Below are 22,969 nucleotides of genomic sequence, written 5' to 3'. Positions count from 1 at the left end.
TAATAAGAAATTTATGTCCTGATAAAGGACAAAAAATAATGATTGAAGGTTTTCATCGTTGGCGATGCTTGATAGCTTGAGCGGCAAGATCGGTTGGTGGATACCCTTGGGTTGAGCCAGTGACTCATTAAAATATCAAGGTATTGTGTTGGATTCATTTGAGAGGATTCGGGGCCTTTATACTTCCAAAGGTGAAAATTCACGTAACCATAACGGACAAGGCACAGGGATGCGATTCACCACCAAACTCTCTGCATTGATCACCCTGCTTGTTGCTCTGGCGATGTTTTTGATGCTGATGGGCTGTTCATACAGTTTCTTCTACGTCACACAAGATCGTCTGGAGCGTCGTTTCGACTCACTGATGACCTCGCTCGATCAGGCGATGCTGCGTGAATCCCCCGAAGAGCAGAAACAATGGCTGCCTTTGGTGATGCGGCCGCTCGGTATTGTGGCGGTCAGCATAGATACCAGTAGCAGTAATCTTCTCTCTTATAAATTACCGACGGTCAAAGCGCCCTGGGAGTCTCTTAGCGGTTATCGGCAAGTCGCCCAGCCGCTGCTACAGCACCCTGGCGCCTCACTGACGATTACTTATGTTGATCCTTTCGCCAGCGACGTGCGTTCCTTGCAATCCACCGCCGCTGTGACGTTGTCCATCGTCGTGATGGTGATGATCCTGCTGTTCAGCCTGCGCTGGTTACGGGAACAGGCCGATGGCGAGGATCGGCTTGAGCGCCGTGCGCGCCGCATTTTGAATGGCGAACGTGAAAGCGTGATGCAAGGTGACGTGCGTGAATGGCCTGCGAACGTTAGCGGCGCTCTCGATCGCCTGTTGGCGGATCTGGCGGAGGCTCGCGAGGAGCGCAGCCGGGTCGATACGCTGATCCGTGCCTTTGCCGCTCAGGATGCCAAAACCGGGCTAAACAACCGACTCTTCTTCGATAACCAGCTCACCACTCAGTTGGAAGAGGCCGGCTCGCACGGCATTGTTATGATGGTGCGATTACCGGATTTCGATACGCTGCGGGAAATCCACGGTAACACCGTGGTGCAGGAACTGATGTATTCACTGGTTAACCTGTTGTCGACCTTTGTGATGCGCTATCCGGCGGCGCTGCTGGCACGCTATTTCCACAGCGATTTTACCGTTCTCTTGCCGCACCGCACATTGAAAGAAGCGGACGGTATTGCTTCGCAGCTGGTTCACGCAATTGACGCCTTGCCTTCAACGGCACTCATCGATCGCGAAGCGTTTTTACACATTGGCATCGTGGCATACCGCAGCGGGCAAACCACCGAGCAGGTGATTGATTTCGCAGAACAGGCAACGCGCCATGCCACGTTGCAGGGGGAAAACGGGTGGTATGTTTACGACAGCCAGGTGCCTGAAAAAGGCCGCGGTAGCGTCAAGTGGCGAACGTTGTTGGAGCAAGTGCTTGCGAAGGGAGGCCCACGGTTATATCAGAAACCGGCGGTGACGGTGGAAGGGGAAGTCCATCATCGTGAGATCATGAGTCGGATTTATGACGGGACGCAGGAACTACTGCCATCTGAATATATGCCATTAGTGCAGCAGTTGGGGTTGGCGGAAAGCTACGATCGTCAGCTTATTAGCCGCATTCTGCCTTTGTTGGCATTGTGGCCTGAAGAGTCGTTGGCATTTACGCTGTGTGTTGATTCATTATTGCAGCGCACTTTCCAGCGCTGGCTGCGTGATAGCCTGCTACAGTGTGAAAAAAGTCATCGTCGGCGAATTCTGATTGAACTTGCAGAGGCAGATGTGTGTCAACATATCGACCGTTTGCGCCCTGTGCTGAGATTGCTTTCAGGATTGGGGTGCCGTTTGGTGGTCTCTCAAGCGGGGTTAACCGTAGTCAGTACCTCTTATATCAAGTCCTTACCGGTGGAGCTGGTTAAGCTTCACGCGGGTCTGGTGCGGAGTATTGATAAGCGTGATGAAAATCAGCTGTTCGTTCAGAGCCTGACCGGCGCTTGTGAAGGCACCAGTACCCAGGTTTTTGCTGCAAGTGTGCGGACGCGCAATGAATGGCAAACGCTGAAAGAACGCGGGATTCTCGGTGGGCAGGGCGACTTTTTCGCGCCTCCAGAGCCAATAGACGTCGGGCGTAAAAAATATTCACGCCGTTATCGAGTTTAACCTGAAAGCCTGGCAAAAATTGACGTAGAATGAGCGCCAATTCATCTGGGCTATTTTATCTGTCATTTTGGGATTTTCCCCAAACTGCCTGCGACAATGACGCCTATTTGATATAGGCTCTTGTCAGTCCTTTTCTGTTGAGCGTTGGTAGGTGCTTACCACCAGCGGCAATCAGGGAATATGTTAGATTTTATGAGCTGTGTTACGCCGTTTCGTGCGCTGACAGGGTGGTAAACTGAGCCTTTGTTCAGGGAATTCAGGCCTCATCCAATTTCCGTGCATTCGAGCAGAAACAATACAGACTATTTTTCACCGAAGTAGAACGTTTTTGCGCCTTGTCGCTGCTTCGTGTGGTTGGTAAAGTAGGCGGATTTTATTTTCCGCCCCCAGCTTGCAGGATTATCCTTTAGTTATGTTTAAGAAATTTCGTGGCATGTTTTCCAACGACTTGTCCATCGACTTGGGTACCGCCAATACCCTGATTTATGTTAAAGGGCAAGGCATTGTACTGAACGAACCGTCGGTGGTTGCCATTCGCCAGGATCGTGCCGGTTCACCCAAGAGCGTTGCGGCCGTGGGTCATGAGGCTAAACAGATGCTGGGACGTACACCCGGCAATATCGCGGCTATTCGTCCGATGAAAGACGGCGTTATCGCCGATTTCTTCGTGACAGAAAAAATGCTGCAGCATTTCATCAAACAGGTCCACAGCAACAGCTTCATGCGGCCAAGTCCGCGCGTGCTGGTGTGTGTGCCGGTCGGCGCAACTCAGGTTGAACGCCGTGCCATCCGTGAATCCGCTCAAGGGGCGGGGGCACGTGAAGTGTTTCTGATTGAAGAACCTATGGCTGCGGCAATCGGTGCAGGTCTGCCGGTTTCTGAAGCGACGGGTTCGATGGTGGTTGATATCGGTGGCGGTACCACTGAAGTGGCCGTGATCTCACTAAATGGTGTGGTCTACTCCTCTTCCGTGCGTATCGGTGGTGACCGTTTCGACGAAGCCATCATTAATTATGTGCGTCGTAACTATGGCTCACTGATTGGTGAAGCCACTGCCGAACGTATCAAACACGGCATCGGTTCTGCTTATCCAGGCGATGAAGTGCATGAAATCGAAGTTCGCGGCCGTAACCTGGCTGAGGGCGTGCCACGCGGCTTTACCCTGAATTCCAATGAAATCCTTGAAGCGCTGCAAGAGCCGTTGACCGGTATCGTCAGTGCGGTGATGGTGGCGCTGGAACAGTGTCCGCCGGAGTTGGCTTCCGACATTTCCGAACGTGGCATGGTGTTGACCGGCGGTGGCGCACTGTTGCGCAACCTGGATCGCCTGCTGATGGAAGAAACCGGTATTCCGGTAGTCGTAGCAGAAGATCCGCTGACCTGCGTAGCCCGCGGCGGCGGCAAGGCGTTGGAAATGATCGACATGCATGGCGGCGATTTGTTCAGCGAAGAATAGTCAGCCCCAGGAAGGAGGAATCGTATCGGATGACTGCGCAAAGCGAAAATCAGGTACGGTTCCTCTTTCTGTTGTCGAGGAACACGCATAATTTATGAAGCCGATTTTTAGCAGGGGTCCTTCTCTGCAACTACGACTTTTTTTGGCAGTGATTGCGGCGATTTGCCTGATCGTTGCCGATAGCCGTCTCGGTACGTTCGTGAAAATACGTAACTACATGGACACGGCCGTTAGCCCTTTCTATTTTCTGGCCAATGGGCCACGTAAAGTTTTGGACAGCGTTTCAGAAACGCTGGCTACCCGCCAACAGCTGGAGCTTGAAAACCGGGCTCTGCGGCAGGAACTGCTGCTGAAAAACAGCGATATTCTTCTTCTTGGTCAATTCAAGCAGGAAAACGCCCGCTTGCGTGAGTTATTAGGCTCACCGTTGCGCCAGGACGAGCATAAAATGGTCACCCAGGTGATCTCGACCGGCTCCGATCCTTACAGCGATCAGGTGGTGATCGACAAAGGTTCGGACAATGGCGTTTATGAAGGCCAACCTGTCATCAGCGATAAAGGTGTTGTTGGCCAAGTCGTCGCGGTGGCGAAGGTGACCAGTCGCGTATTGCTCATCTGCGATGCTTCACACGCGCTGCCAATCCAGGTATTGCGTAACGATATCCGGGTGATCGCGGCAGGCAGTGGGTGTGCAGACGATTTACAGCTTGAGCATCTGCCGAACAATACGGATATCCGCGTGGGTGATGTGCTGGTCACATCGGGTCTGGGTGGACGCTTCCCTGAAGGCTACCCGGTGGCCGTTGTGTCCTCGGTCAAAGTGGATAACCAGCGCGCCTATACCGTGATTCAAGCGCGACCAACGGCTGGCCTGCAACGTTTGCGCTATCTGCTGTTGTTATGGGGCGCTGACCGCAACGGTGATATGCCGTTGCCTCCGGACGAAGTACATCGCGTTGCCAATGAGCGCCTGATGCAGATGATGCCGCAGGTTCTGCCGCCGCCAGATGCCGTGGGGCCACAGTTGCCGCAGCCGGCAGCGGCCACCGGCACGGCTGTGCCAACCGCGGCACCCGCCACGGGAGCTGCGCAATGAACCGCTATCGCAGCAACGGGCGCTGGATAATCTGGCTGTCATTTCTGGTGGCACTGGTGCTGCAAATCATGCCGTGGCCGGAACAGATCTATATGTTCCGACCGTCCTGGCTGGCCTTGATCCTGATCTACTGGGTGATGGCGCTGCCACACCGGGTTAATGTCGGTACCGGTTTTGTGCTGGGCTTGATTATGGATCTGATCCTCGGTTCCACGTTGGGCGTTCGCGCACTGGCGTTGGGGATCATTGCCTATCTGGTGGCATTCAAATTCCAACTGTTCCGCAATATGGCGCTCTGGCAACAGGCGTTGATCGTCGTGCTGTTGTCACTGGCGATGGACGTCGTGGTGTTCTGGGCCGAGTTCTTAGTGATCAACGTCTCTTTCCGCCCAGAGGTGTTCTGGAGTAGTGTGGTAAACGGCATCCTGTGGCCGTGGTTATTCCTGCTGATGCGCAAAATTCGCCGTCAGTTCGCCGTACAGTAAGGGTATATCAATGACTTCGCTTTATCTGGCCTCTGGTTCTCCCCGTCGACGTGAATTACTGACCCTTCTAGGGGTTCCGTTTGAAGTCATCTTAACGGACACAGAAGAACAGCGGCGTGAAGGGGAAGCCGCCGAAGCCTATGTGCGCCGTTTGGCGCAGGACAAGGCCAAAGCGGGCGTGGCCATGGCGCAGAAAGATTGGCCGGTACTGGGGGCCGATACCATTGTCGTGCTCAATGGCCGGGTGTTGGAAAAACCACGCGACGAAGCGCATGCGGCAGAAATGCTGGCGGCGCTGTCGGGTAAACAGCATCAGGTGATGACCGCAGTGGCCGTCGCCGATTGCCATGATGTTCTGTGCCAGCTAGTGGTGACAGACGTGACATTCCGCAACCTGTCACAGCAGGATATTTGCGACTATATTGCAACGGGCGAACCGATGGATAAAGCGGGCGCCTACGGAATTCAAGGAAAGGGTGGTTGTTTCGTCAGAACGATAACCGGCAGTTATCACGCAGTGATGGGCTTGCCGTTAGTCGAAACACATGAGCTGCTCAGTAATTTTGTCGCATTACGTGATGTAAGAACCGGTTGATGGGTGCTGCCATTATCGACCGGTTCTGAGGAGAGGGCATGACAGCTGAGCTACTGGTTAATATCACACCGTCTGAAACGCGGGTTGCCTATATTGATGGCGGCATCCTGCAAGAGATCCACATCGAGCGCGAATCCAAGCGTGGCATCGTCGGCAATATTTATAAAGGGCGCGTAAGTCGCGTGTTGCCAGGCATGCAGGCAGCATTCGTCGATATCGGCCTGGACAAAGCGGCCTTCCTGCACGCCTCCGATATCATGCCACACACCGAATGTGTGGCTGGTGATGAGCAGAAGAATTTCCACGTGCGGGATATTGCTGAGCTGGTGCGCCAGGGGCAGGATCTGATGGTGCAGGTAGTGAAAGATCCGCTGGGCACTAAAGGCGCACGCCTGACTACCGACATTACCTTGCCTTCGCGTTACCTGGTGTTTATGCCGGGTGCGGCGCACGTTGGTGTTTCCCAACGTATAGAAAGCGAAGCCGAGCGCGAGCGTTTGAAGAAAGCCGTTGCCGGCTATTGCGATGAGCTGGGTGGTTTTATCATCCGCACCGCGGCGGAAGGCATCGGTGAAGAAGAGCTGGCGCAGGATGCCGCCTTCCTTAAACGCCTGTGGACCAAGGTGATGGAGCGTAAAAAACGCAACCAGACCAAATACAAACTGTATGGTGAATTGGCGCTGGCGCAGCGCATTCTGCGTGATTTCGCGGGTGCAGCGCTGGATCGGATCCGCGTGGACTCCCGTCTGACTCACGATCTGTTGGTGGAGTTTACCGGTGAGTACATCCCGGATATCACTGCCAAGCTGGAACTGTATACCGGTAGCCAGCCCATCTTTGATTTGTACGATGTCGAAAATGAGATACAGCGCGCGTTAGAGCGCAAGGTGGAACTGAAGTCCGGCGGTTATCTGATTATCGATCAGACCGAGGCGATGACCACCGTGGATATCAACACCGGCGCTTTTGTCGGCCATCGTAACCTCGACGAAACCATCTTCAATACCAATATCGAAGCGACGCAAGCTATTGCCCGCCAACTGCGGCTGCGCAATTTGGGCGGTATAATCATCATTGACTTCATTGACATGAACAATGACGAACACCGGCGTCGGGTACTACACTCGCTGGAGCTGGCGCTGAGTAAAGATCGGGTAAAAACCACGATTAACGGCTTCTCTCAGCTAGGCTTAGTTGAAATGACGCGTAAACGTACGCGTGAAAGCATTGAACATGTGCTGTGTCATGATTGTCCTACTTGTCATGGACGCGGCACATTGAAAACAGTGGAAACCGTGTGCTACGAAATTTTGCGCGAAATTGTGCGTGTGCACCATGCTTATGATTCCGATCGTTTCCTGGTATACGCGTCCGCGGCGGTGGGGGAAGCGCTGAAAAGCGAAGAGTCTCATGCGTTGGCGGAAGTAGAAATTTTTGTCGGCAAGCAGGTGAAGGTACAAATCGAACCCTTGTACAGTCAGGAACAGTTTGACGTTGTCATGATGTAGTCCGCCTGTGGGTAGCCAAGGTCCGGCATCGGTGGGGCTCAGCATGCTGAGCCCCACTGTGCATAGATATTCCCGTTGCCAGGCAGCGGAAGCAAGGAGAACTGCGTGAGGCGACTGCCTGGGATTTTGTTAGCTACAGGCGCCAGTCTGATTGTCGTCGTGGCGTTGCTGATCAGCGGATTACGTTTGGCACTGCCTGAGCTGAACAACTACCGCCCTCAAATACTGGCAAAGGTCGAAAGCCTTTCCGGTGTGCCTGTGCAGGTCGATTTCATGCAGGGGAGCTGGGAAACCTTCGGCCCACAGCTTGAAATGCGCAACGTGCGGGCCACGTTGCCTAAAAGTAACCTGCATATTGAACGTGTTACGCTGGCGCTAGACGTGTGGCAGTCATTGCTGCATTGGCGCTGGCAATTTCGCGATCTCACCTTTTACCAACTCCAGTTTGATCTGAACACCACACTGGGGGGGGACGAGCATCAGGGTAGCACCATCGAACCGGGGAAGATTACCGATCTGCTGCTGCATCAATTAGATCATTTCGACCTACGTGACAGCCGTCTCTCATTCCTGACGCCCGCCGGTGCCCGTGCCGAATTCGAAGTCCCGCAGCTTACCTGGCTTAATAGCCGCGATCGCCACCGTGCCGAAGGGCAGATCAGCCTGTCGACGCTGAACGGACAGCACGGCGTGGTGCAGTTACGTATGGACCTGCGTGACAATCAGGGGTTATTGAATACCGGCACGGTCTATATGCAGGCCGATAATATCGACATGAAGCCTTGGTTTACTCGCTGGTTGCGTGCCAATACCGGTCTGGAAAGCGCCGACTTTAGCCTGGCTGCCTGGCTACAGATCCAGAACGGCGAAATCGCCGGCGGTAATGCATTGCTGAAGCAAGGCGCGGCCAATTGGAGCGTGGGCGATCAGCAACACCGATTGGACGTGGACAACCTGGCATTAACGCTCAGCCGCCAGGGCACGGGCTGGCAGGTGGATGCGCCACAGCTTAATTTGGCCACAGACGGCCAGGCTTGGCCGCAGGGCCGGCTTTCCACGTTGTGGCTCCCGGAAAACACCGAGTTTATGGGGCCGGGGCAGACTGAAGAACTGCGGGTACGTGCCACTAATATTCAGCTAGAACGGCTGGCGGCGCTGCTGCCGACTTTCTCTTTCCTGAGTCCGGACGTGCTGGAACGCTGGAATGACCTGCAACCACAAGGCAAGCTAAACGCGCTGGCGTTAGATATCCCGCTGAAGCAGCCGGAAAAAACACGTTTCCAGGCCCGCTGGCAGGATGTCAGTTGGCAGCACTGGAAATTGCTGCCAGGGGTGAACCACTTTTCCGGCGCCCTGAGCGGTGGCGTAGAAAATGGCCGCCTGCAGCTTGGTCTCACCGACAGTACCTTGCCGTACGGTGATATGTTCCGTGCGCCATTGGAAGTGAGCAGCGCCACGGGGGCGCTGACCTGGCAGTACAATGACCAGGGTTGGACGCTGGCGAGCAAGGATTTGAATGTGAAAGCCAAATCACTGTGGGTAAAAGGTGATTTCCGCTATCAGCAGCCGGCGAAAGGGGACCCGTGGCTGAATATTCTGGCCGGTATCCGTTTGTATGACGGCGCAGACGCTTGGCGTTACTTCCCTGAACCCTTGATGGGCAAGCATTTGGTCGATTACCTCAGTGGTGCCATCCAGGGTGGGCAGGTGGATAACGCCACCTTGATCTACAACGGCGATCCACAGCATTTCCCGTACCGCAAAAACGAAGGCCAGTTTGAGGTGTTTGTCCCGCTACGCCATTCAACCTTCCAGTTCCAGCCGGATTGGCCGGCGCTGACCGATCTGGCTATCGATCTCGACTTTGCCAACGAAGGGTTGTGGATGAATGCGCCGCAGACTAAGTTGGGCAACGTCGACGGTAAGAATGTCACCGCAATTATTCCGGATTATCTGAAAGAACGCCTGTTCGTTGATGCCGATGTGGCGGGCCAGGGTGCGGAGATCCATAACTATTTCAAACAGACACCACTGCATGATTCACTGGGTGCCGCGCTGGATGAGCTGCAAATTGGCGGCAATGTCAGTGGGCGCTTACATCTTGATATTCCCTTGAACGGCGAGCTGGTCCGTGCCACAGGAGAGGTTGCGCTGAACAACAACTCACTGTTGGTCAAGCCGATCGAGAGTGAACTGCAAAAGGTCAGCGGCAAGTTCCGTTTTGATAACGGTAACCTGAGCAGTGATACTTTGTCCGCCAACTGGTTCGGGCAGCCGGTTGCAGTAAACTTCAACACACAGGAAGGTAAAAGCGACTACAAGGTCAATGTGGGTCTGAATGCCGACTGGCAGCCGGGTAAATTCCCAGGCATTCCAAAGGAAGTGGCCGACACGCTGAGTGGCAGCGCGCCCTGGAAGGGCCAGGTTGCTATCGTCTTGCCTCATCAGGGGGCGGCCAGCTATGACATTGGTGTAGAGGCGGACCTTAAAAAAGTAAGTAGTCACTTACCTTCTCCGTTGGATAAACCGGCGGGTGAGCCATTACCATTGAGCGTAAAAGTGAAAGGCGGCTTGAATGGATTCATGCTGACCGGCAGCGCGGGTAAACAGAACCATTTTAATAGCGAGTGGACCTTTGCCAAAAAGCAGGTGACGTTGGCACGTGCCGCATGGCAAACAGCAGGCAGCGGAACTCCGCCACTGCCCGCGGGAAAATCGCTGACGCTTAACTTACCGGCGTTGGACGGTGAGAAATGGTTGGGGTTAATGGCTCCGGCCCTGAAACAGGGTGGCAGTTCAGGCCAGGTAGGCGGTTTCAACTTCCCGACCACCGTGGCGCTGAAAACACCACAATTGCTGTTGGGGGGTCAGGCTTGGCACAAGCTGACGCTTTCTGCCGAGAAACAGCTGGGGGGGACGCTGATCAGCGCCAAGAGCGATGAAGTTGATGGTAGCCTGCGGGTAACTGAACGCGGGCCATGGCGCGCTGACATAAATTATCTCTATTACAATCCGCAGTTTGATGCTGCAAAGGGCACTTCGACTGCGGCAACGAACCCATTGGCGACGGTGGATAAAGTGTCTTTCCGGGACTGGCCTTCGCTGATGTTGCGCTGCAAGTCGTGCTGGGTCATGGGGCAAAATCTTGGCAAGGTCGAGGCGGATCTGGCCAATCAGGGCGATACTCTCCTGCTTACGCATGGTTTGATCGATACCGGTAAAGGGCGTATGACCGCCAGCGGCCTGTGGAAGCAAAATGCGCAGGAAGAGCGCAGCTCATTGAAAGGCAAATTGCTGGGCGGCAAGATTGACGAAACCACCTCTTTCTTTGGGATAACTACCCCACTGAAAGGCTCGCCTTATGACATCGATTTTGATCTGTATTGGCATGGGCAGCCGTGGAAGCCACAGATGAATACGCTCAGTGGTGCGTTGAAGGTCAACATGGGCAAGGGTGAGATCGAGAGTATGGGCGGTGGACGCGCTGGGCAACTCTTGCGTTTGGTGAGCTTCGATGCCTTGCTACGTAAGCTACAGTTCGATTTCAGTGATACCTTTGGTAAAGGCTTCTACTTTGATTCCATCCGCAGCACGGCATGGCTGAAAGATGGCATAATGCATACCGATAACCTGTTGGTTGACGGACTGGCGGCGGATATCGCCATGAGTGGGCAGATTGATCTGGCACGCCGACGGATTGATATGGAAGCGGTAGTCGCGCCGGCCATTTCGGCCACCGTTGGCGTCGCTACGGCTTTCGTAATTAACCCGATTGTCGGTGCGGCGGTTTTTGCCGCATCTCAGGTGCTGGGGCCGCTGTGGAGCAAGATTTCATTGATTCGCTACCATATCAGCGGCGATCTGGATCAGCCGAAGATCAACGAGGTTCTGCGTAAGCCAAAGGAGGATAAGGCGCCATGAGAAATGCTAACGTTGCGTTGTTACAGTTGTGCAGTGGCGATAAGGTACGTGACAACCTGGCCCAGATTGAACAGCAGATTAAGCAACTCAATGCCGGGGTGAAGCTGGTCATGACGCCAGAGAACGCGTTGTTGTTCGCCAACTCTGCCGCTTATCGTGAGCATGCAGAGCATCAGGGTGACGGGCCGTTGCAGAATGCGGTGCGCGAGATGGCGCGGCGTTATGGCGTCTGGTTGCTGGTCGGTTCCATGCCGTTGATCAGCCGCGAGAACCCCGCGTTTATCACTACCAGCAGCCTGTTGTTTGATGACCAGGGTGAAATTCGTGCTCGTTACGACAAACTGCATATGTTTGACGTGGACATCAAGGATACTCATGGTCACTATCGGGAATCAGACACTTACCAACATGGCCAACAGCTAACGGTCGTCGATACCCCGGTCGGGCGTTTAGGGATGACCATATGCTACGATTTGCGCTTCCCTGAACTGTATCAGGCGTTGCGAGCCCAGGGCGCTGAACTGATTTCGGTTCCTGCTGCCTTTACCCGCGTGACGGGCGAAGCGCATTGGGAAATCCTGCTGCGCGCAAGAGCGATTGAAAACCAGTGTGTGATCCTGGCACCGGCACAGGTTGGCAGCCATGGGCCGACGCGTCGCACCTGGGGCCACTCGATGGCCGTAGACGGTTGGGGCAAAGTGCTGGCCGAAAACCCGGATGCCGTATCGGCATTGAAGGTGCGGGTCGACATTACCGGGCTCAAAACCATTCGCGAACAGATGCCGGTATTGCAACACAACAGATTCCAGACGTCGCTAACCGCGCCGTTTGAAAAAAACTCCTCCATTAAAGAGTAAAAAAATTATGAGCCTGACGTTTGTCAGTGAGCAGTTACTTGCTGCCAATAAGCTGAGCCACCAGGACCTGTTTTCCGTCTTGGGGCAACTGGCCGAACGCCGCCTCGACTATGCCGACCTCTATTTCCAGTCCAGCTACCACGAAGCCTGGGTAATTGAAGACGGCATTATCAAGGATGGCTCTTACAATATTGATCAAGGGGTCGGGGTACGCGCCGTCAGCGGCGAGAAAACCGGCTTTGCCTATGCCGATCAAATTACCCTGAACGCATTACAGCAAAGCGCTCAGGCAGCGCGCAGCATCGTACGTGACGCAGGTAACGGCAAGGTGCATACCTTGGGCGAAATCAGCCATAACGTCCTGTATCCACTGCTCGATCCGCTGCAAAGCCTGCCGCGTGAAGAGAAAATTGCCCTGCTGCATCGCGTCGACAAGGTCGCCCGTGCTACCGACAAACGGGTACAGGAAGTGAGCGCCAGCATTACCGGCGTGTATGAGCAGATCCTGGTTGCGGCAACCGACGGGACGCTGGCGGCGGATGTTCGCCCATTAGTCCGTTTATCTGTCAGCGTGCTGGTGGAAGAAGACGGTAAGCGTGAACGCGGTTCCAGTGGCGGCGGCGGCCGTTTCGGTTACGACTATTTCCTGGAGATGGCCGAGGGCGAAGTCCGCGCTGATGCTTACGCCAAAGAGGCGGTGCGCATGGCGTTGATTAACCTTTCTGCCGTAGCGGCGCCAGCCGGCAATATGCCGGTGGTGCTGGGTGCTGGCTGGCCGGGCGTGTTGCTGCATGAAGCGGTAGGTCACGGCCTGGAAGGTGACTTCAACCGCCGCGGTACGTCGGTGTTCAGCGGTCAGATGGGGCAGTTGGTGGCTTCTGAACTTTGTACGGTAGTGGATGATGGTACCCTGCAAGGTCGCCGAGGTTCTCTGGCGATCGATGACGAAGGCGTGCCGGGCCAGTACAACGTGCTGATCGAGAACGGCATCCTGAAAGGCTACATGCAGGACAAACTTAACGCTCGCCTGATGGGCGTTGCGCCGACGGGCAACGGTCGTCGTGAGTCTTACGCGCATCTGCCAATGCCGCGCATGACCAACACCTATATGTTGGCGGGCAAGTCCACGCCGGAAGAGATCATCGCCAGCGTTGAATACGGCCTGTATGCGCCTAACTTTGGCGGCGGTCAGGTAGATATCACCTCCGGCAAATTTGTTTTCTCCACCACCGAGGCCTATTTGATCGAAAAAGGCCGCATTACCAAACCGGTGAAGGGGGCGACGTTGATTGGCTCAGGGATTGAGGCGATGCAGCAGATATCGATGGTCGGCAACGATCTGGCGCTGGATAAAGGCGTGGGCGTTTGCGGCAAAGAAGGGCAAAGCCTGCCAGTGGGCGTCGGTCAACCGACCCTGAAGCTGGATACCCTGACCGTTGGTGGTACCGCGTAATTTTTTTTCCAGGGGCCGATTTACGGCCCCTGTCAGCTTTCGTTTTGCGGCTCGCGTTGTATTTAAGCCCTGGTTTAAACCTTCACTTCCCCAATCCTTTCCAATGCGTCCACCACCAAATCCCAGAATTTTTCCTGATCCAGCGTCACGGCTACCTGAGTATGGCAATCAGGCGGCGGCGGGGCGCGGAAGTCGGCCACCGTCATACCCAGCGTCAGGGTACCGGTTAACTCAATATCTACCGGCACTTTACGCACCGTCATGACTTCAGGATCGATGACATAGGCCACCGCGCAAGGATCGTGTACCGGTGGGGCGCTAAAGCCCTGCGCTTGTTGATACATCTCGCCAAAGAACTCGAGCAGCTCGCCAACAAACCTGGCTGGCCCTGTGTGGATGGCGGCGATGCGTGCGCACACCTCCGGCGTGGCAAGCGCCTGGTGGGTCAGATCCAGCCCAACCATCGTCAGCGGCCATTTTTCATTGAACACGATGTGCGCGGCTTCCGGATCAATCTTGATATTAAATTCTGCCACCGCGCTCCAGTTGCCCACGTGGTAGCCACCGCCCATCAACACCACTTCTTTAACACGTTCCGCAATACGGGGTTCTTTACGCACCGCCATGGCGATATTGGTCAGACCGCCGGTCGGGACAAGCGTCACACTGCCTGGCGGGTGGGCCATGATGGTATTGATGATCAGATCGACTGCATGGCAGGGTTCCAGTGCCAATGTTGGCAATGGCAACACGGGGCCATCCAGGCCGGACTCGCCATGGATATCGGGTGCGACTTCGATCTGGCGCACTAGCGGGCGCGGACAGCCGGCGGCAAAGGGGACACCGGTGATATTAGCGATGCGCGCGACGGCCAGCGCATTACGGGTGACCTTATCCAGTGTTTGATTACCTACCACGGTGGTCACAGCCAACAGATCAATCTGCGGGTTACCCCAGGCCAGCAGCATGGCGATCGCATCGTCATGCCCCGGATCGCAGTCCAGTATGATTTTTTTCATTTTTATTCCTGATGCAGGGAGAGGTTCCCGCAGCATAGCGCACCGACGGCAGGCCAGGTAATGACCGATAATGCTTTTTGTTAACTACATCAAAGCGTTGCTGATTCAGTGATGTAATTAAACGTAAATCCGCCTTCATTGCTCTTTACCCTGGAGTTTACTCCAGGGTTTAAGGTGAAACCTGGCGTAACGCAGAGAGGATAAGCGTGATGAGCATGTTGAAAAGGCTCTTGGGGCAAGGCGGTTTCGGTGGCGGTCATCAAGGTTCTGGCCATGGGCGTGGGCATCATGGCAACCGTTATAATCAGTATGGCGATCAGGGGCCGCAATGCCTGCAATGTCAGGCGCCTAACAAGCCCGGTGCGCGCTATTGCCACCGTTGCGGGCAGCCTTTTGAAACGCCCGCAGCACAATGCAGCGGGTGTTCCGCACCTCTGCCGGCAGGCAGCCGTTTTTGCCAGCAATGTGGCAAGGCGGCTAGCGGAGGGCAGCCATGACGAAACGCGGAGGGAGTGCCATAGTGCTGTTGGTTGCCATGGCGTTATGGACGCTGTTGGCGTGGGGGGCTTCCGGTATCTTGGGCTGGCTGCCTGCACTGACGGGGCTGGCGCAGAGCGGGGCGGCCCAGTTAACGCCACCGTTTACCGGTTTGCTCAGCCTGGTACCGCAGACGCTGTTGGATACCGGGTTGCCCTTGTTGCAGCAGCTGGCGAGCGGGTTGGCAGGTTCTTTCCCGCGCCTGCTCACCTGGGCGGGATATGCCGTCTGGTTAATCTGGGGTCTGGGCATGCTGGTATTACTGGTACTGGGTGCCTGGGCTCGTCGTGTTCTGCTCAACGATAACCCTGATAGACCTCACCCACGCGCTTAAAGTAGTCGGTCAGGTAGTTGATGCACACCTGTACTTTGAGCGGCAGCTTATCTTTCTCGGTGTACACGGCGTACACCGGGCGAGGATCCGAATGATAACTTTTGAAAAGGATCTCGATCTCGCCGCGTTTGATCTCTTCGATCACCCACATCAGCGGTGCATAGGCAATGCCTGCCCCGGCTTTTAACCAGCGGATCATGGTCTGTGAATCGTTGGTGACGAAACGCCCCTGCGGTGCAATACGTGTACTGATGCCTTCCGGTGCGATCAGTTCGAATTCACTATCCGGCCGCACGCTGTATTCCAACCAGGAAAAATTGACCATATCGCTCGGTTTTTGTGGTGTACCGTACTGGCTGAGATAGCTTTTGGCGGCACACACCACCATTGGCATTGAACCCAGTCGTTTGGAAAACAAGCTAGAGTCCTGCAGCGCACCCGTGCGAATCACCACGTCCAATCCATCAGCGATCAAATCCGGTGCCGGAATGCCGGTCACCAAGTTCACGGTCAGACCGGGATACTCTTTCAGCATATCGGCGGTCATGGTAGCCAACACGTTTTGCGCCATGGTGGATGAGCTGCCAATTCGTAGCGTGCCGGTCGGCGTATTGTTAAAGGCGTACAGCTGTTCGTGCACTTCGCTGACTTCCAGCAACATGCGACGACACCCCTGATAGTAAATTTTTCCGGCTTCCGTCAGGCCAATACTGCGCGTGCTGCGATTAAGCAGCTTAACCTGTAGCTCATTTTCCAGTTTGGAGACGGTCTGGCTGATAGATGAAACGCTCATATCAAGCTGACGTGCAGCCGCCGTAAACGACCCGCATTCAACCACTTTGGCGAATACTGACATCCGTTTTAGTCTTTCCATTATTCACTCTGGCTTAAAAGTGATTTAGATCACAGATTGTTGATGAGTTGATAGTAAGCAAGCTAATATAACGTAGTCGGGTGGAAAGACCTTACCAACGCGTGAGTGTGATCGGCAGCGTCATTGGGGCCGAACCCTCAGGTATCCTCGCAATTCCTATCGCGGATGTACGTTCCAGAGTTTACTCTTTTTTCAGGTTCCTGACCTGTCTGGGCCGGAATTTGTGGTGCGCGCACGCTAAAATGTAAAGAGAATGTGAATGGGAATATACCCTATAGCTTTCAAGTTGCAGCCAGGCGCCCAACTTGCTCATCCTCAGGCACTTACTTTAGTAAGTCACTGGGGTGATAGCGTGCAGGTAACAACGCTGCAACTTGAAAGATGACGGGTATAAAGGTTAATGCCCGGTGCAGTGAGTAATAAGGAAAAATTGATGAGTTTGCTTCCGGTTATGGTCATTTTCGGACTGTCGTTTCCCCCGGTCTTTTTTGAGTTGCTGGTTTCGCTGGCGCTGTTTTTTTTGCTGCGCCGGTTGCTGCAGCCCACCGGGATTTACGATTTTGTCTGGCATCCAGCGTTGTTTAATACCGCGCTGTATTGCTGTTTGTTCTATCTGATTTCATGTCTTTTCGTTTGAGGTCGCTGTGAAAAATTTTTCAATAAAAATAGCCCGAATCGCGATCACACTGATCCTGGTCCTGCTGGGGATAATCGCCATCTTCAAAGCGTGGGTGTTCTACACCGAGTCCCCCTGGACGCGAGACGCCAAGTTTACTGCTGACGTGGTCGCGATAGCCCCAGATGTCAGCGGTCTGCTCACCGACGTGCCTTTGGTAGATAACCAACTGGTGAAGAAAGGGCAGGTGCTGTTGGTGATCGATCAGCCGCGTTATCAGCAGGCATTGGCGCAAGCCAGCGCCGATGTTGCCTATTACCAGACGTTGGCAGCGGAAAAAAGACGTGAGGCTGGCCGCCGCGTACGTTTAGGTGTGCAGGCGATGTCGCAAGAAGAGATAGACCAGGCGAATAACGTACTGCAGACGGTCGAGCATCAGTTAGCCAAGGCCGTCGCGACACGCGAACTGGCGCAGTTGGATCTGGAACGTACCACGGTACGTGCACCGGCTGACGGTTGGATCACTAACCTGAACGTACACGCAGGCGAATACATTACACGTGGCTCGGTTGCTGTGGCGTTGGTGAAGAAAAACAGTTTCTACATTCTGGCCTATCTGGAAGAAACCAAGCTCAATGGCCTGAATAAAGGCGACCGTGCAGAAATCACTCCGTTGGGCAGTAACCGGATTATGCATGGTACTGTCGATAGCGTGGCCGCTGCCGTCAACAACAGCAGCAGCACTATGAACAGCAAAGGCTTGGCGTCGATCGACAGCAACCTTGAATGGGTGCGTCTGGCGCAGCGCGTACCGGTGAAAATTCTGTTGGACGACAAAGACCAGTTACATCCTTATCCGGCTGGGACCACCGCCACGGTGGTGATCACCGGTAAGAACGATCGCGCTGTCGATAGCGGCTCGCCTTTTGTGCGTTTGATGCATCGGCTGCGTGAGTTCGGTTAATGAATAACCCAACCTTTATCCGGCTGAGATTTGCCTTCAAGCTCAGCTTTGCGATTGTGTTTGCGCTGTTTGTCGGTTTCCATCTCAACCTGGAAACCCCACGCTGGTCGGCGATGACGGCCGCCATCGTGGCTGCCGGCCCGGCCTTTGCGGCGGGCGGCGAACCCTTCTCCGGCGCGATTCGTCATCGCGGTTGGCTGCGCATTATCGGTACCTTCATCGGTTGCTTTGTCGGCCTGGTGATTATCGTCACGACAGCGCGTGCGCCGGTGGTGATGCTATTGCTGTGCTGTATCTGGGCTGGTTTCTGTACCTGGCTGTCTTCGCTGATTAAAGTCGAAAACTCCTATGCCTGGGGGTTGGCGGGCTACACGGCGTTGATCATCATTGTGACCGTCGCCAGCAGTGAATCCCATCTGTTAGAAGCGCCGCAGTTTGCCATTGAGCGCTGTAGCGAGATCGTGCTGGGGATCGTCAGCGCTGTACTGGCGGATCTGCTGTTTTCACCGCGTTCAATCAAGCAGGACATCGATCGCGCGGTGGATCAACTGTTGGTGGATCAGTACCGATTGATGCAGATGTGTATTAGCAACGGCGAGAAAGAAGACATTGACCGCGCCTGGAGCAACCTGGTGAAAAGCACCACGGCGCTGAACGGTATGCGCAGCAATTTGATGATGGAGTCATCACGCTGGCAGAAAGTGAACCGCCGCGTTCTGGCGCTGCATACCTTGTCGCTGACGCTGATCACCCAGGCGTGTGAGACCTATTTAATCCTGCTGAACCACCCGGATGCGCTGAAAGAGAACATCCGCGAGTTATTGATGGTACCGGCGGAAACGCCGCAGGAAATCCATAAACGCATGAAGTTGCTACGGCAGGTGCTGACGACCAACCGTACCGACGAGACTTTAGTGACCATCACCAGTTGGGTTGGCGCAGCCACCCGCTATCTGCTGCTGGCCAAAGGTGTACACACCAACAGCAGCATTAGTGTGGTGGAGGAAGGGGTGTTAAGCAGTGAGGTTGTGGTCAAACCCACCTCGGCGGAAAGACACCACGCGATGATTAACGGCCTGCGCACCTTTGTGGCAACGGCGTTTGGTAGCTTATTGTGGCTATGGACTGGCTGGACGTCCGGCAGTGGTTTTATGGTGATCATCGCGGTGATCACTTCATTGGCAATGCGTACTCCCGCGCCGCGTATGGTGGCGATGGACTTTGTACTGGGTATGCTGGCGGCGATCCCGGTTGGTTCACTGTTCTTTATGGTGATCCTGCCCGCGACCCAGCAAAGTATTTTACTGCTGTGTCTCAGCCTGGGCCTGTTGGCCTTCTTCATCGGTATCGAAGTGCAGAAACGGCGGCTGGGATCGCTCGGCCTGTTAGCCGGGACCATCAACATACTGGTGCTGAGCAATCCGATGGAGTTCAACGTGACGCAGTTCCTCGACGGGGCGCTCGGTCAGTTCCTCGGCAGCTGCGTGGGGCTGATGGTGCTGTTACTGATTCGGGATAACTCACGTGAACGTACGGGGCGTACGTTGCTGAACCAGTTTGTCAGCAGTGCGGTATCGGCGTTGACCACCAAGGCGTCGCGTCGTCGACAAAACCATCTGCCGGCACTGTACCAACAACTCAATCAACTGCTGATGATGTTCCCGAACGATATCGCGAAGTACCGTCTGGCGCTCAACCTGATCATCGCTCACCAGCGTATGCAGCGAGCGGAGATCCCAGCCAGCGAGGAGCTTTCAGCATTCCATAAGCAGATCCGCAATACCGCCGACCATGTCGTTTCGGCTAAAAACGATGTGAAGCGTGCGTACTATTACGATCGGTTATTGGGCGAAATGAATGACTATCAGCAAAAGCTGGTGGATTATCAGGCACCACTTAGCGTCACTGGGCCAGTAAAACGTCTGGCTGACATGCTGCATCGCTATCGCCATGCGTTGATCGACTGACACGCCAAATGCCCCTGCGGGGGCTATACTTGCCAAAGAAGAGCCTGTTTCGGAGTTGCACTGAGTGCCAGACGCGCTGCAAAATGGCATGATTAGCATGGATGGGTGATGCAAGTGGTTCGGCGCGGTTTCCCCTGAAGCGAAAACGTTATATGCCAGTCATCTCTGTTTCATCCTTTTCATCTATAAATCCAACTAGCATGGGTGCTGATGCACCCCTGTCTGCCATAATTCAGGGACAGCAATGAATAAGCGGATCCTCGTGGCGATAGTCATCGCCGTTGTGTTGGCCGGTTTTAATGCACTGCGCGGCACCGATCGGGTGATTGCCAACGTGCCGGCGGTGGCCGAAGGTCAGAGTATTGACCAGCTGACGCAGCAGAAAAGGGTAGTGAGTTATCTGCAGCAGCATCAGCGGTTACCGGACTATTACATCACCAAGAAGCAGGCGCGGGAACAGGGGTGGGATGCACGCAACGGGAATTTGTGTTCGGTGTTGCCGGGTAAAGCCATTGGTGGCGACCGTTTCTCAAACCGTGAAGGGCAACTGCCTACCGCCCGCAGCCGGGTATGGCGCGAAGCGGATATCAATTATCAATGCGGCCGGCGCGGTGCCGATCGCTTACTGTATTCCAGCGACGGCCTGATTTTTGTCACGCGTGACCATTATAAAAACTTCATTCGGGTGGAGTGAGCTTGATGGCAAAAGTAGAGTTCGATTTTAATCAGATTAACGATTTACCGGCGTTCTACCGCGACTTTGCAGATAAGTTTGCGCTGGATGAGGCGTTTGGCGCCAATCTGGATGCGCTCTGGGACGTGGTAACCGCAGACATCAGCTTGCCGGTCGAGATTGAATTTACCCATCTCAATGCCCGCAGCAAACGTCGTTTTGGCGCGATTATCCTGCTGTTTGAAGAAGCGGAAGAAGAACTGGAAGGCAGTTTGCGTTTCAATATTCGTGAAAGCAGCGGTGAACCTGCACATCACCGGGGATGAACTGGGTTCATCCCGTGGTGACGGCGGCGATCATTCGGCTGTCTCGGCCAAATCGCGCAGGTACTGGAATATTTGACGGTAAGCTTTCGGCGGCTTGTTAGCGGCTTTCTCTTTCTGCGCGTTACGCACCAGTGAACGCAACTGTTGGCGATCGGCCTCTGGATACAGCGCCAGGATAGGTGGGATCGCATCATCGCCTTCTTCTACCAGGCGGTCGCGCAGTACTTCCAGCTTATGGAACAGCGAAACCTGCTGGTTATGGCGGTTCTTCAGCTTGTCGAGCGCGGTCTGGATTGGCTCTACATCGCGGGCACGCAGCATCTTGCCAATCAGTTGCAGCTGACGGCGGCGGCCTTCTTTCTTGATCTTCTGCGCCAGTTCAATCGCCGTGCGTAAATCTTCGTCCAGTGGGATGCGGTCCAGCGCATTTTTACCCAGTTCGACCAGTTCTACACCCAGGTCTTTCAGCGCTTCGGCATCACGTTTAATTTCACTTTTACTGACCCAGATAATCTCGTCATCTTCCTCGTCAATGTTCTCCGGGACATCGTCGAGCCAGTCTTCAGGCTGTTTGTTCATAGTAGGCTCCGTTAAAAAGAGGCTAATCCTAACAGGTTGCCGGCTTTATGCGAAATTCCGCGCGGTTCCTGTTAGACTCAAAAGTATAAATCACATGATTTTTGCGCGTGACTCCACGCGCAACCACGCCGCCACGGCACTTTTCTCAACGATTTTCTGATTAAGTATGGCAGATTGATGAAAGTAGTCACTCAAGTTGCAGAACAGCGCAAGGCGCTGGAACAGGCCGTTTCACAGGCTTTGGAACTGGCACGCGCCGGCTCCGATGCGGCAGAAGTTGCCGTGACCAAATCTACCGGTATCAGCGTCAGCACCCGCTTTGGAGAGGTGGAGAACGTTGAGTTCAACAGCGATGGCGCGTTGGGCATTACCGTTTATCACCAGCAGCGTAAAGGCAGTGCGTCTTCTACCGATCTCAGCCCGGATGCGATTGCCCGTACCGTGCAGGCGGCACTGGATATTGCCCGTTATACCTCGGTAGATCCTAACGCTGGCCCGGCAGAAAAAGACCTGCTGGCGTTTGACGCACCGGATCTGGACCTGTTCCACCCGGAAGAGCTGGACGCCGAGCGCGGTATCGAGCTGGCTGCACGAGCAGAGCAGGCGTCACTGGCAGCAGACAAACGTATTACCAATACCGAAGGGGGCAGTTTTAACAGCCACTACGGTATCAAGGTCTTCGGCAACAGCCACGGCATGTTGCAAAGTTACTGTTCCAGCCGGCATTCACTGTCGAGCTGCGTGATTGCGGAACACAATGGTGACATGGAGCGTGATTACGCCTACACCATTGGCCGCGCGATGGGCGATCTGGAAAGCCCTGAATGGGTCGGTCAGGAATGTGCCCGCCGTACGCTGTCGCGCTTGGCACCGCGTAAGCTGTCGACCATGACCGCCCCGGTTTTGTTTGCTTCTGAAGTGGCAACAGGGTTGTTCGGGCATTTGGTCGGCGCCATCAGTGGGAGCAGCGTTTACCGTAAATCCACGTATCTGTTGGATTCTCTGGGTAAGCAAATCCTGCCGGACTGGCTGACCATCGAAGAGCACCCGCATCTGCTGAAAGGGCTGGCCTCCACGCCGTTCGACAGCGAGGGGGTCCGTACCCAACGCCGCGACATTGTCAAAGATGGCGTGCTGCAAACCTGGCTGATGACCAGCTATTCGGCACGTAAGCTTGGTATGCACAGCACCGGCCATGCGGGCGGTATCCACAACTGGCGAATCAAGGGGCAGGGCGATGACTTTGCCGGCATGTTGAAGCAGTTGGGTACCGGTCTGGTGGTGACCGAACTGATGGGCCAGGGTGTCAGCGGTATTACCGGCGACTATTCGCGCGGTGCTGCGGGGTTCTGGGTGGAAAACGGCGAGATCCAATATCCGGTCAGCGAGATCACCATTGCGGGCAACCTGAAGGATATGTTGCGTAACATCGTCAGCGTGGGCAGCGATATCGAAACCCGCAGCAACATCCAGTGCGGTTCCGTGTTGTTGCCGGACATGAAAATCGCCGGTCAGTAATCTCTGCCACGGCTGGCCGCTCCGGTTGCC

General features: G+C 54.8%; 20 protein-coding genes. 17 read left to right on the top strand and 3 right to left on the bottom strand.

Translation table 11 applies throughout. The features are described 5' to 3' along the window. Window positions 1-229 precede the first annotated feature (229 nt). The 9 genes from csrD to tldD all read left to right on the top strand — a co-directional run bounded on the left by csrD (window position 230) and on the right by tldD (window position 13,532). Complete coding sequence (gene csrD / locus ACI2J2_RS17735) at window positions 230-2,161, top strand: RNase E specificity factor CsrD (protein WP_209637074.1); 1,932 nt, start codon at window positions 230-232, stop codon at window positions 2,159-2,161. Between the two features lie 412 nt (window positions 2,162-2,573). Further along, the gene (mreB, locus tag ACI2J2_RS17730; RefSeq protein ID WP_012147106.1) at window positions 2,574-3,617 is read left to right on the top strand and encodes a rod shape-determining protein MreB; all 1,044 of its coding nucleotides are present in this window, start codon (window positions 2,574-2,576) and stop codon (window positions 3,615-3,617) included. A 94-nt stretch (window positions 3,618-3,711) separates the two neighbouring features. Further along, a complete protein-coding gene (mreC, locus tag ACI2J2_RS17725; protein ID WP_265555880.1) occupies window positions 3,712-4,713 on the top strand; it encodes a rod shape-determining protein MreC in 1,002 nt (333 codons plus the stop codon). Continuing rightward, window positions 4,710-5,198 (top strand): rod shape-determining protein MreD, encoded by a 489-nt coding sequence (mreD, locus tag ACI2J2_RS17720; protein ID WP_012147104.1) that lies wholly within the window; start codon window positions 4,710-4,712, stop codon window positions 5,196-5,198. Before mreC ends, mreD begins: the two co-directional genes overlap by 4 nt. A gap of 10 nt (window positions 5,199-5,208) precedes the next feature. Next, window positions 5,209-5,793 carry a nucleoside triphosphate pyrophosphatase gene (locus tag ACI2J2_RS17715; protein ID WP_209637078.1) on the top strand — a complete coding sequence of 195 codons (585 nt, stop codon included), beginning with the start codon at window positions 5,209-5,211 and terminating at the stop codon, window positions 5,791-5,793. A gap of 38 nt (window positions 5,794-5,831) precedes the next feature. Further along, window positions 5,832-7,301: a ribonuclease G gene (gene rng, locus ACI2J2_RS17710; RefSeq protein ID WP_209637080.1), complete on the top strand. Its 1,470-nt coding sequence runs from the start codon at window positions 5,832-5,834 to the stop codon at window positions 7,299-7,301. Window positions 7,302-7,406: 105 nt separating this feature from the next. Then, complete coding sequence (gene yhdP, locus ACI2J2_RS17705) at window positions 7,407-11,222, top strand: AsmA2 domain-containing protein YhdP (protein WP_404760532.1); 3,816 nt, start codon at window positions 7,407-7,409, stop codon at window positions 11,220-11,222. After that, window positions 11,219-12,079 (top strand): deaminated glutathione amidase, encoded by an 861-nt coding sequence (nit1, locus tag ACI2J2_RS17700; protein WP_209637090.1) that lies wholly within the window; start codon window positions 11,219-11,221, stop codon window positions 12,077-12,079. The genes yhdP and nit1 overlap by 4 nt, the downstream gene beginning before the upstream one ends. A gap of 7 nt (window positions 12,080-12,086) precedes the next feature. After that, the gene (tldD, locus tag ACI2J2_RS17695; RefSeq protein ID WP_404760531.1) at window positions 12,087-13,532 is read left to right on the top strand and encodes a metalloprotease TldD; all 1,446 of its coding nucleotides are present in this window, start codon (window positions 12,087-12,089) and stop codon (window positions 13,530-13,532) included. Between the two features lie 74 nt (window positions 13,533-13,606). Here tldD and ACI2J2_RS17690 read toward each other — a convergent pair whose 3' ends face one another. Beyond that, window positions 13,607-14,551, bottom strand: coding sequence for a nucleoside hydrolase (locus ACI2J2_RS17690; RefSeq protein ID WP_404760530.1), 945 nt, complete (start codon window positions 14,549-14,551; stop codon window positions 13,607-13,609). A 209-nt stretch (window positions 14,552-14,760) separates the two neighbouring features. On the opposite strand from ACI2J2_RS17690, the gene ACI2J2_RS17685 reads away from it, so the two are divergent. Together ACI2J2_RS17685 and ACI2J2_RS17680 are read left to right on the top strand one after the other, a co-directional pair. Further along, the gene (locus ACI2J2_RS17685; protein ID WP_404760529.1) at window positions 14,761-15,048 is read left to right on the top strand and encodes a zinc ribbon domain-containing protein; all 288 of its coding nucleotides are present in this window, start codon (window positions 14,761-14,763) and stop codon (window positions 15,046-15,048) included. Beyond that, window positions 15,045-15,422 carry a hypothetical protein gene (locus tag ACI2J2_RS17680; protein ID WP_404760528.1) on the top strand — a complete coding sequence of 126 codons (378 nt, stop codon included), beginning with the start codon at window positions 15,045-15,047 and terminating at the stop codon, window positions 15,420-15,422. The genes ACI2J2_RS17685 and ACI2J2_RS17680 overlap by 4 nt, the downstream gene beginning before the upstream one ends. Here the strand turns inward: ACI2J2_RS17680 and aaeR are convergent. Further along, a complete protein-coding gene (gene aaeR / locus ACI2J2_RS17675) occupies window positions 15,385-16,296 on the bottom strand; it encodes an HTH-type transcriptional activator AaeR (RefSeq protein WP_037416253.1) in 912 nt (303 codons plus the stop codon). The two genes, ACI2J2_RS17680 and aaeR, sit on opposite strands and share 38 nt — an antisense overlap. 433 nt (window positions 16,297-16,729) lie before the next feature. Between aaeR and aaeX the strand changes: the two genes are divergently transcribed. The 5 genes from aaeX to ACI2J2_RS17650 all read left to right on the top strand — a co-directional run bounded on the left by aaeX (window position 16,730) and on the right by ACI2J2_RS17650 (window position 20,842). After that, window positions 16,730-16,933: a p-hydroxybenzoic acid efflux pump operon protein AaeX gene (gene aaeX, locus ACI2J2_RS17670; RefSeq protein ID WP_004936952.1), complete on the top strand. Its 204-nt coding sequence runs from the start codon at window positions 16,730-16,732 to the stop codon at window positions 16,931-16,933. Between the two features lie 7 nt (window positions 16,934-16,940). Then, a complete protein-coding gene (aaeA, locus tag ACI2J2_RS17665; protein ID WP_209637101.1) occupies window positions 16,941-17,876 on the top strand; it encodes a p-hydroxybenzoic acid efflux pump subunit AaeA in 936 nt (311 codons plus the stop codon). Then, window positions 17,876-19,843 carry a p-hydroxybenzoic acid efflux pump subunit AaeB gene (gene aaeB, locus ACI2J2_RS17660; RefSeq protein WP_209637103.1) on the top strand — a complete coding sequence of 656 codons (1,968 nt, stop codon included), beginning with the start codon at window positions 17,876-17,878 and terminating at the stop codon, window positions 19,841-19,843. The genes aaeA and aaeB overlap by 1 nt, the downstream gene beginning before the upstream one ends. Before the next feature lie 244 nt (window positions 19,844-20,087). After that, a complete protein-coding gene (locus tag ACI2J2_RS17655) occupies window positions 20,088-20,537 on the top strand; it encodes a ribonuclease (RefSeq protein ID WP_209637105.1) in 450 nt (149 codons plus the stop codon). A 5-nt stretch (window positions 20,538-20,542) separates the two neighbouring features. Further along, a complete protein-coding gene (locus ACI2J2_RS17650; protein ID WP_209637107.1) occupies window positions 20,543-20,842 on the top strand; it encodes a barstar family protein in 300 nt (99 codons plus the stop codon). Window positions 20,843-20,872: 30 nt separating this feature from the next. Here ACI2J2_RS17650 and yjgA read toward each other — a convergent pair whose 3' ends face one another. Beyond that, entirely contained in the window at window positions 20,873-21,421 is a 549-nt protein-coding gene (gene yjgA / locus ACI2J2_RS17645; protein ID WP_209637109.1) for a ribosome biogenesis factor YjgA, read from the bottom strand. A gap of 177 nt (window positions 21,422-21,598) precedes the next feature. Between yjgA and pmbA the strand changes: the two genes are divergently transcribed. Continuing rightward, window positions 21,599-22,939, top strand: coding sequence for a metalloprotease PmbA (pmbA, locus tag ACI2J2_RS17640; protein WP_404760527.1), 1,341 nt, complete (start codon window positions 21,599-21,601; stop codon window positions 22,937-22,939). The last annotated feature ends 30 nt before the right edge of the window (window positions 22,940-22,969 follow it).

The organism is Serratia sp. NPDC087055 (assembly GCF_044900985.1).
Classification (GTDB): domain Bacteria; phylum Pseudomonadota; class Gammaproteobacteria; order Enterobacterales; family Enterobacteriaceae; genus Serratia.
This window is presented reverse-complemented; position numbering and strand designations above follow the sequence as displayed.

Excerpts from the sequence above, each read along its gene's own strand:
- nit1 (WP_209637090.1), top strand. The coding sequence starts at position 11,219 with ATGAGAAATGCTAACGTTGCGTTGTTACAGTTGTGCAGTGGCGATAAG.
- ACI2J2_RS17715 (WP_209637078.1), top strand. The coding sequence starts at position 5,209 with ATGACTTCGCTTTATCTGGCCTCTGGTTCTCCCCGTCGACGTGAATTA.
- ACI2J2_RS17680 (WP_404760528.1), top strand. The coding sequence starts at position 15,045 with ATGACGAAACGCGGAGGGAGTGCCATAGTGCTGTTGGTTGCCATGGCG.
- ACI2J2_RS17685 (WP_404760529.1), top strand. The coding sequence starts at position 14,761 with ATGAGCATGTTGAAAAGGCTCTTGGGGCAAGGCGGTTTCGGTGGCGGT.
- pmbA (WP_404760527.1), top strand. The coding sequence starts at position 21,599 with ATGAAAGTAGTCACTCAAGTTGCAGAACAGCGCAAGGCGCTGGAACAG.
- rng (WP_209637080.1), top strand. The coding sequence starts at position 5,832 with ATGACAGCTGAGCTACTGGTTAATATCACACCGTCTGAAACGCGGGTT.
- mreC (WP_265555880.1), top strand. The coding sequence starts at position 3,712 with ATGAAGCCGATTTTTAGCAGGGGTCCTTCTCTGCAACTACGACTTTTT.
- ACI2J2_RS17650 (WP_209637107.1), top strand. The coding sequence starts at position 20,543 with ATGGCAAAAGTAGAGTTCGATTTTAATCAGATTAACGATTTACCGGCG.
- ACI2J2_RS17655 (WP_209637105.1), top strand. The coding sequence starts at position 20,088 with ATGAATAAGCGGATCCTCGTGGCGATAGTCATCGCCGTTGTGTTGGCC.
- aaeR (WP_037416253.1), bottom strand. The coding sequence starts at position 16,296 with ATGGAAAGACTAAAACGGATGTCAGTATTCGCCAAAGTGGTTGAATGC.
- aaeX (WP_004936952.1), top strand. The coding sequence starts at position 16,730 with ATGAGTTTGCTTCCGGTTATGGTCATTTTCGGACTGTCGTTTCCCCCG.
- ACI2J2_RS17690 (WP_404760530.1), bottom strand. The coding sequence starts at position 14,551 with ATGAAAAAAATCATACTGGACTGCGATCCGGGGCATGACGATGCGATC.
- yjgA (WP_209637109.1), bottom strand. The coding sequence starts at position 21,421 with ATGAACAAACAGCCTGAAGACTGGCTCGACGATGTCCCGGAGAACATT.
- aaeB (WP_209637103.1), top strand. The coding sequence starts at position 17,876 with ATGAATAACCCAACCTTTATCCGGCTGAGATTTGCCTTCAAGCTCAGC.
- mreB (WP_012147106.1), top strand. The coding sequence starts at position 2,574 with ATGTTTAAGAAATTTCGTGGCATGTTTTCCAACGACTTGTCCATCGAC.
- csrD (WP_209637074.1), top strand. The coding sequence starts at position 230 with ATGCGATTCACCACCAAACTCTCTGCATTGATCACCCTGCTTGTTGCT.
- mreD (WP_012147104.1), top strand. The coding sequence starts at position 4,710 with ATGAACCGCTATCGCAGCAACGGGCGCTGGATAATCTGGCTGTCATTT.
- tldD (WP_404760531.1), top strand. The coding sequence starts at position 12,087 with ATGAGCCTGACGTTTGTCAGTGAGCAGTTACTTGCTGCCAATAAGCTG.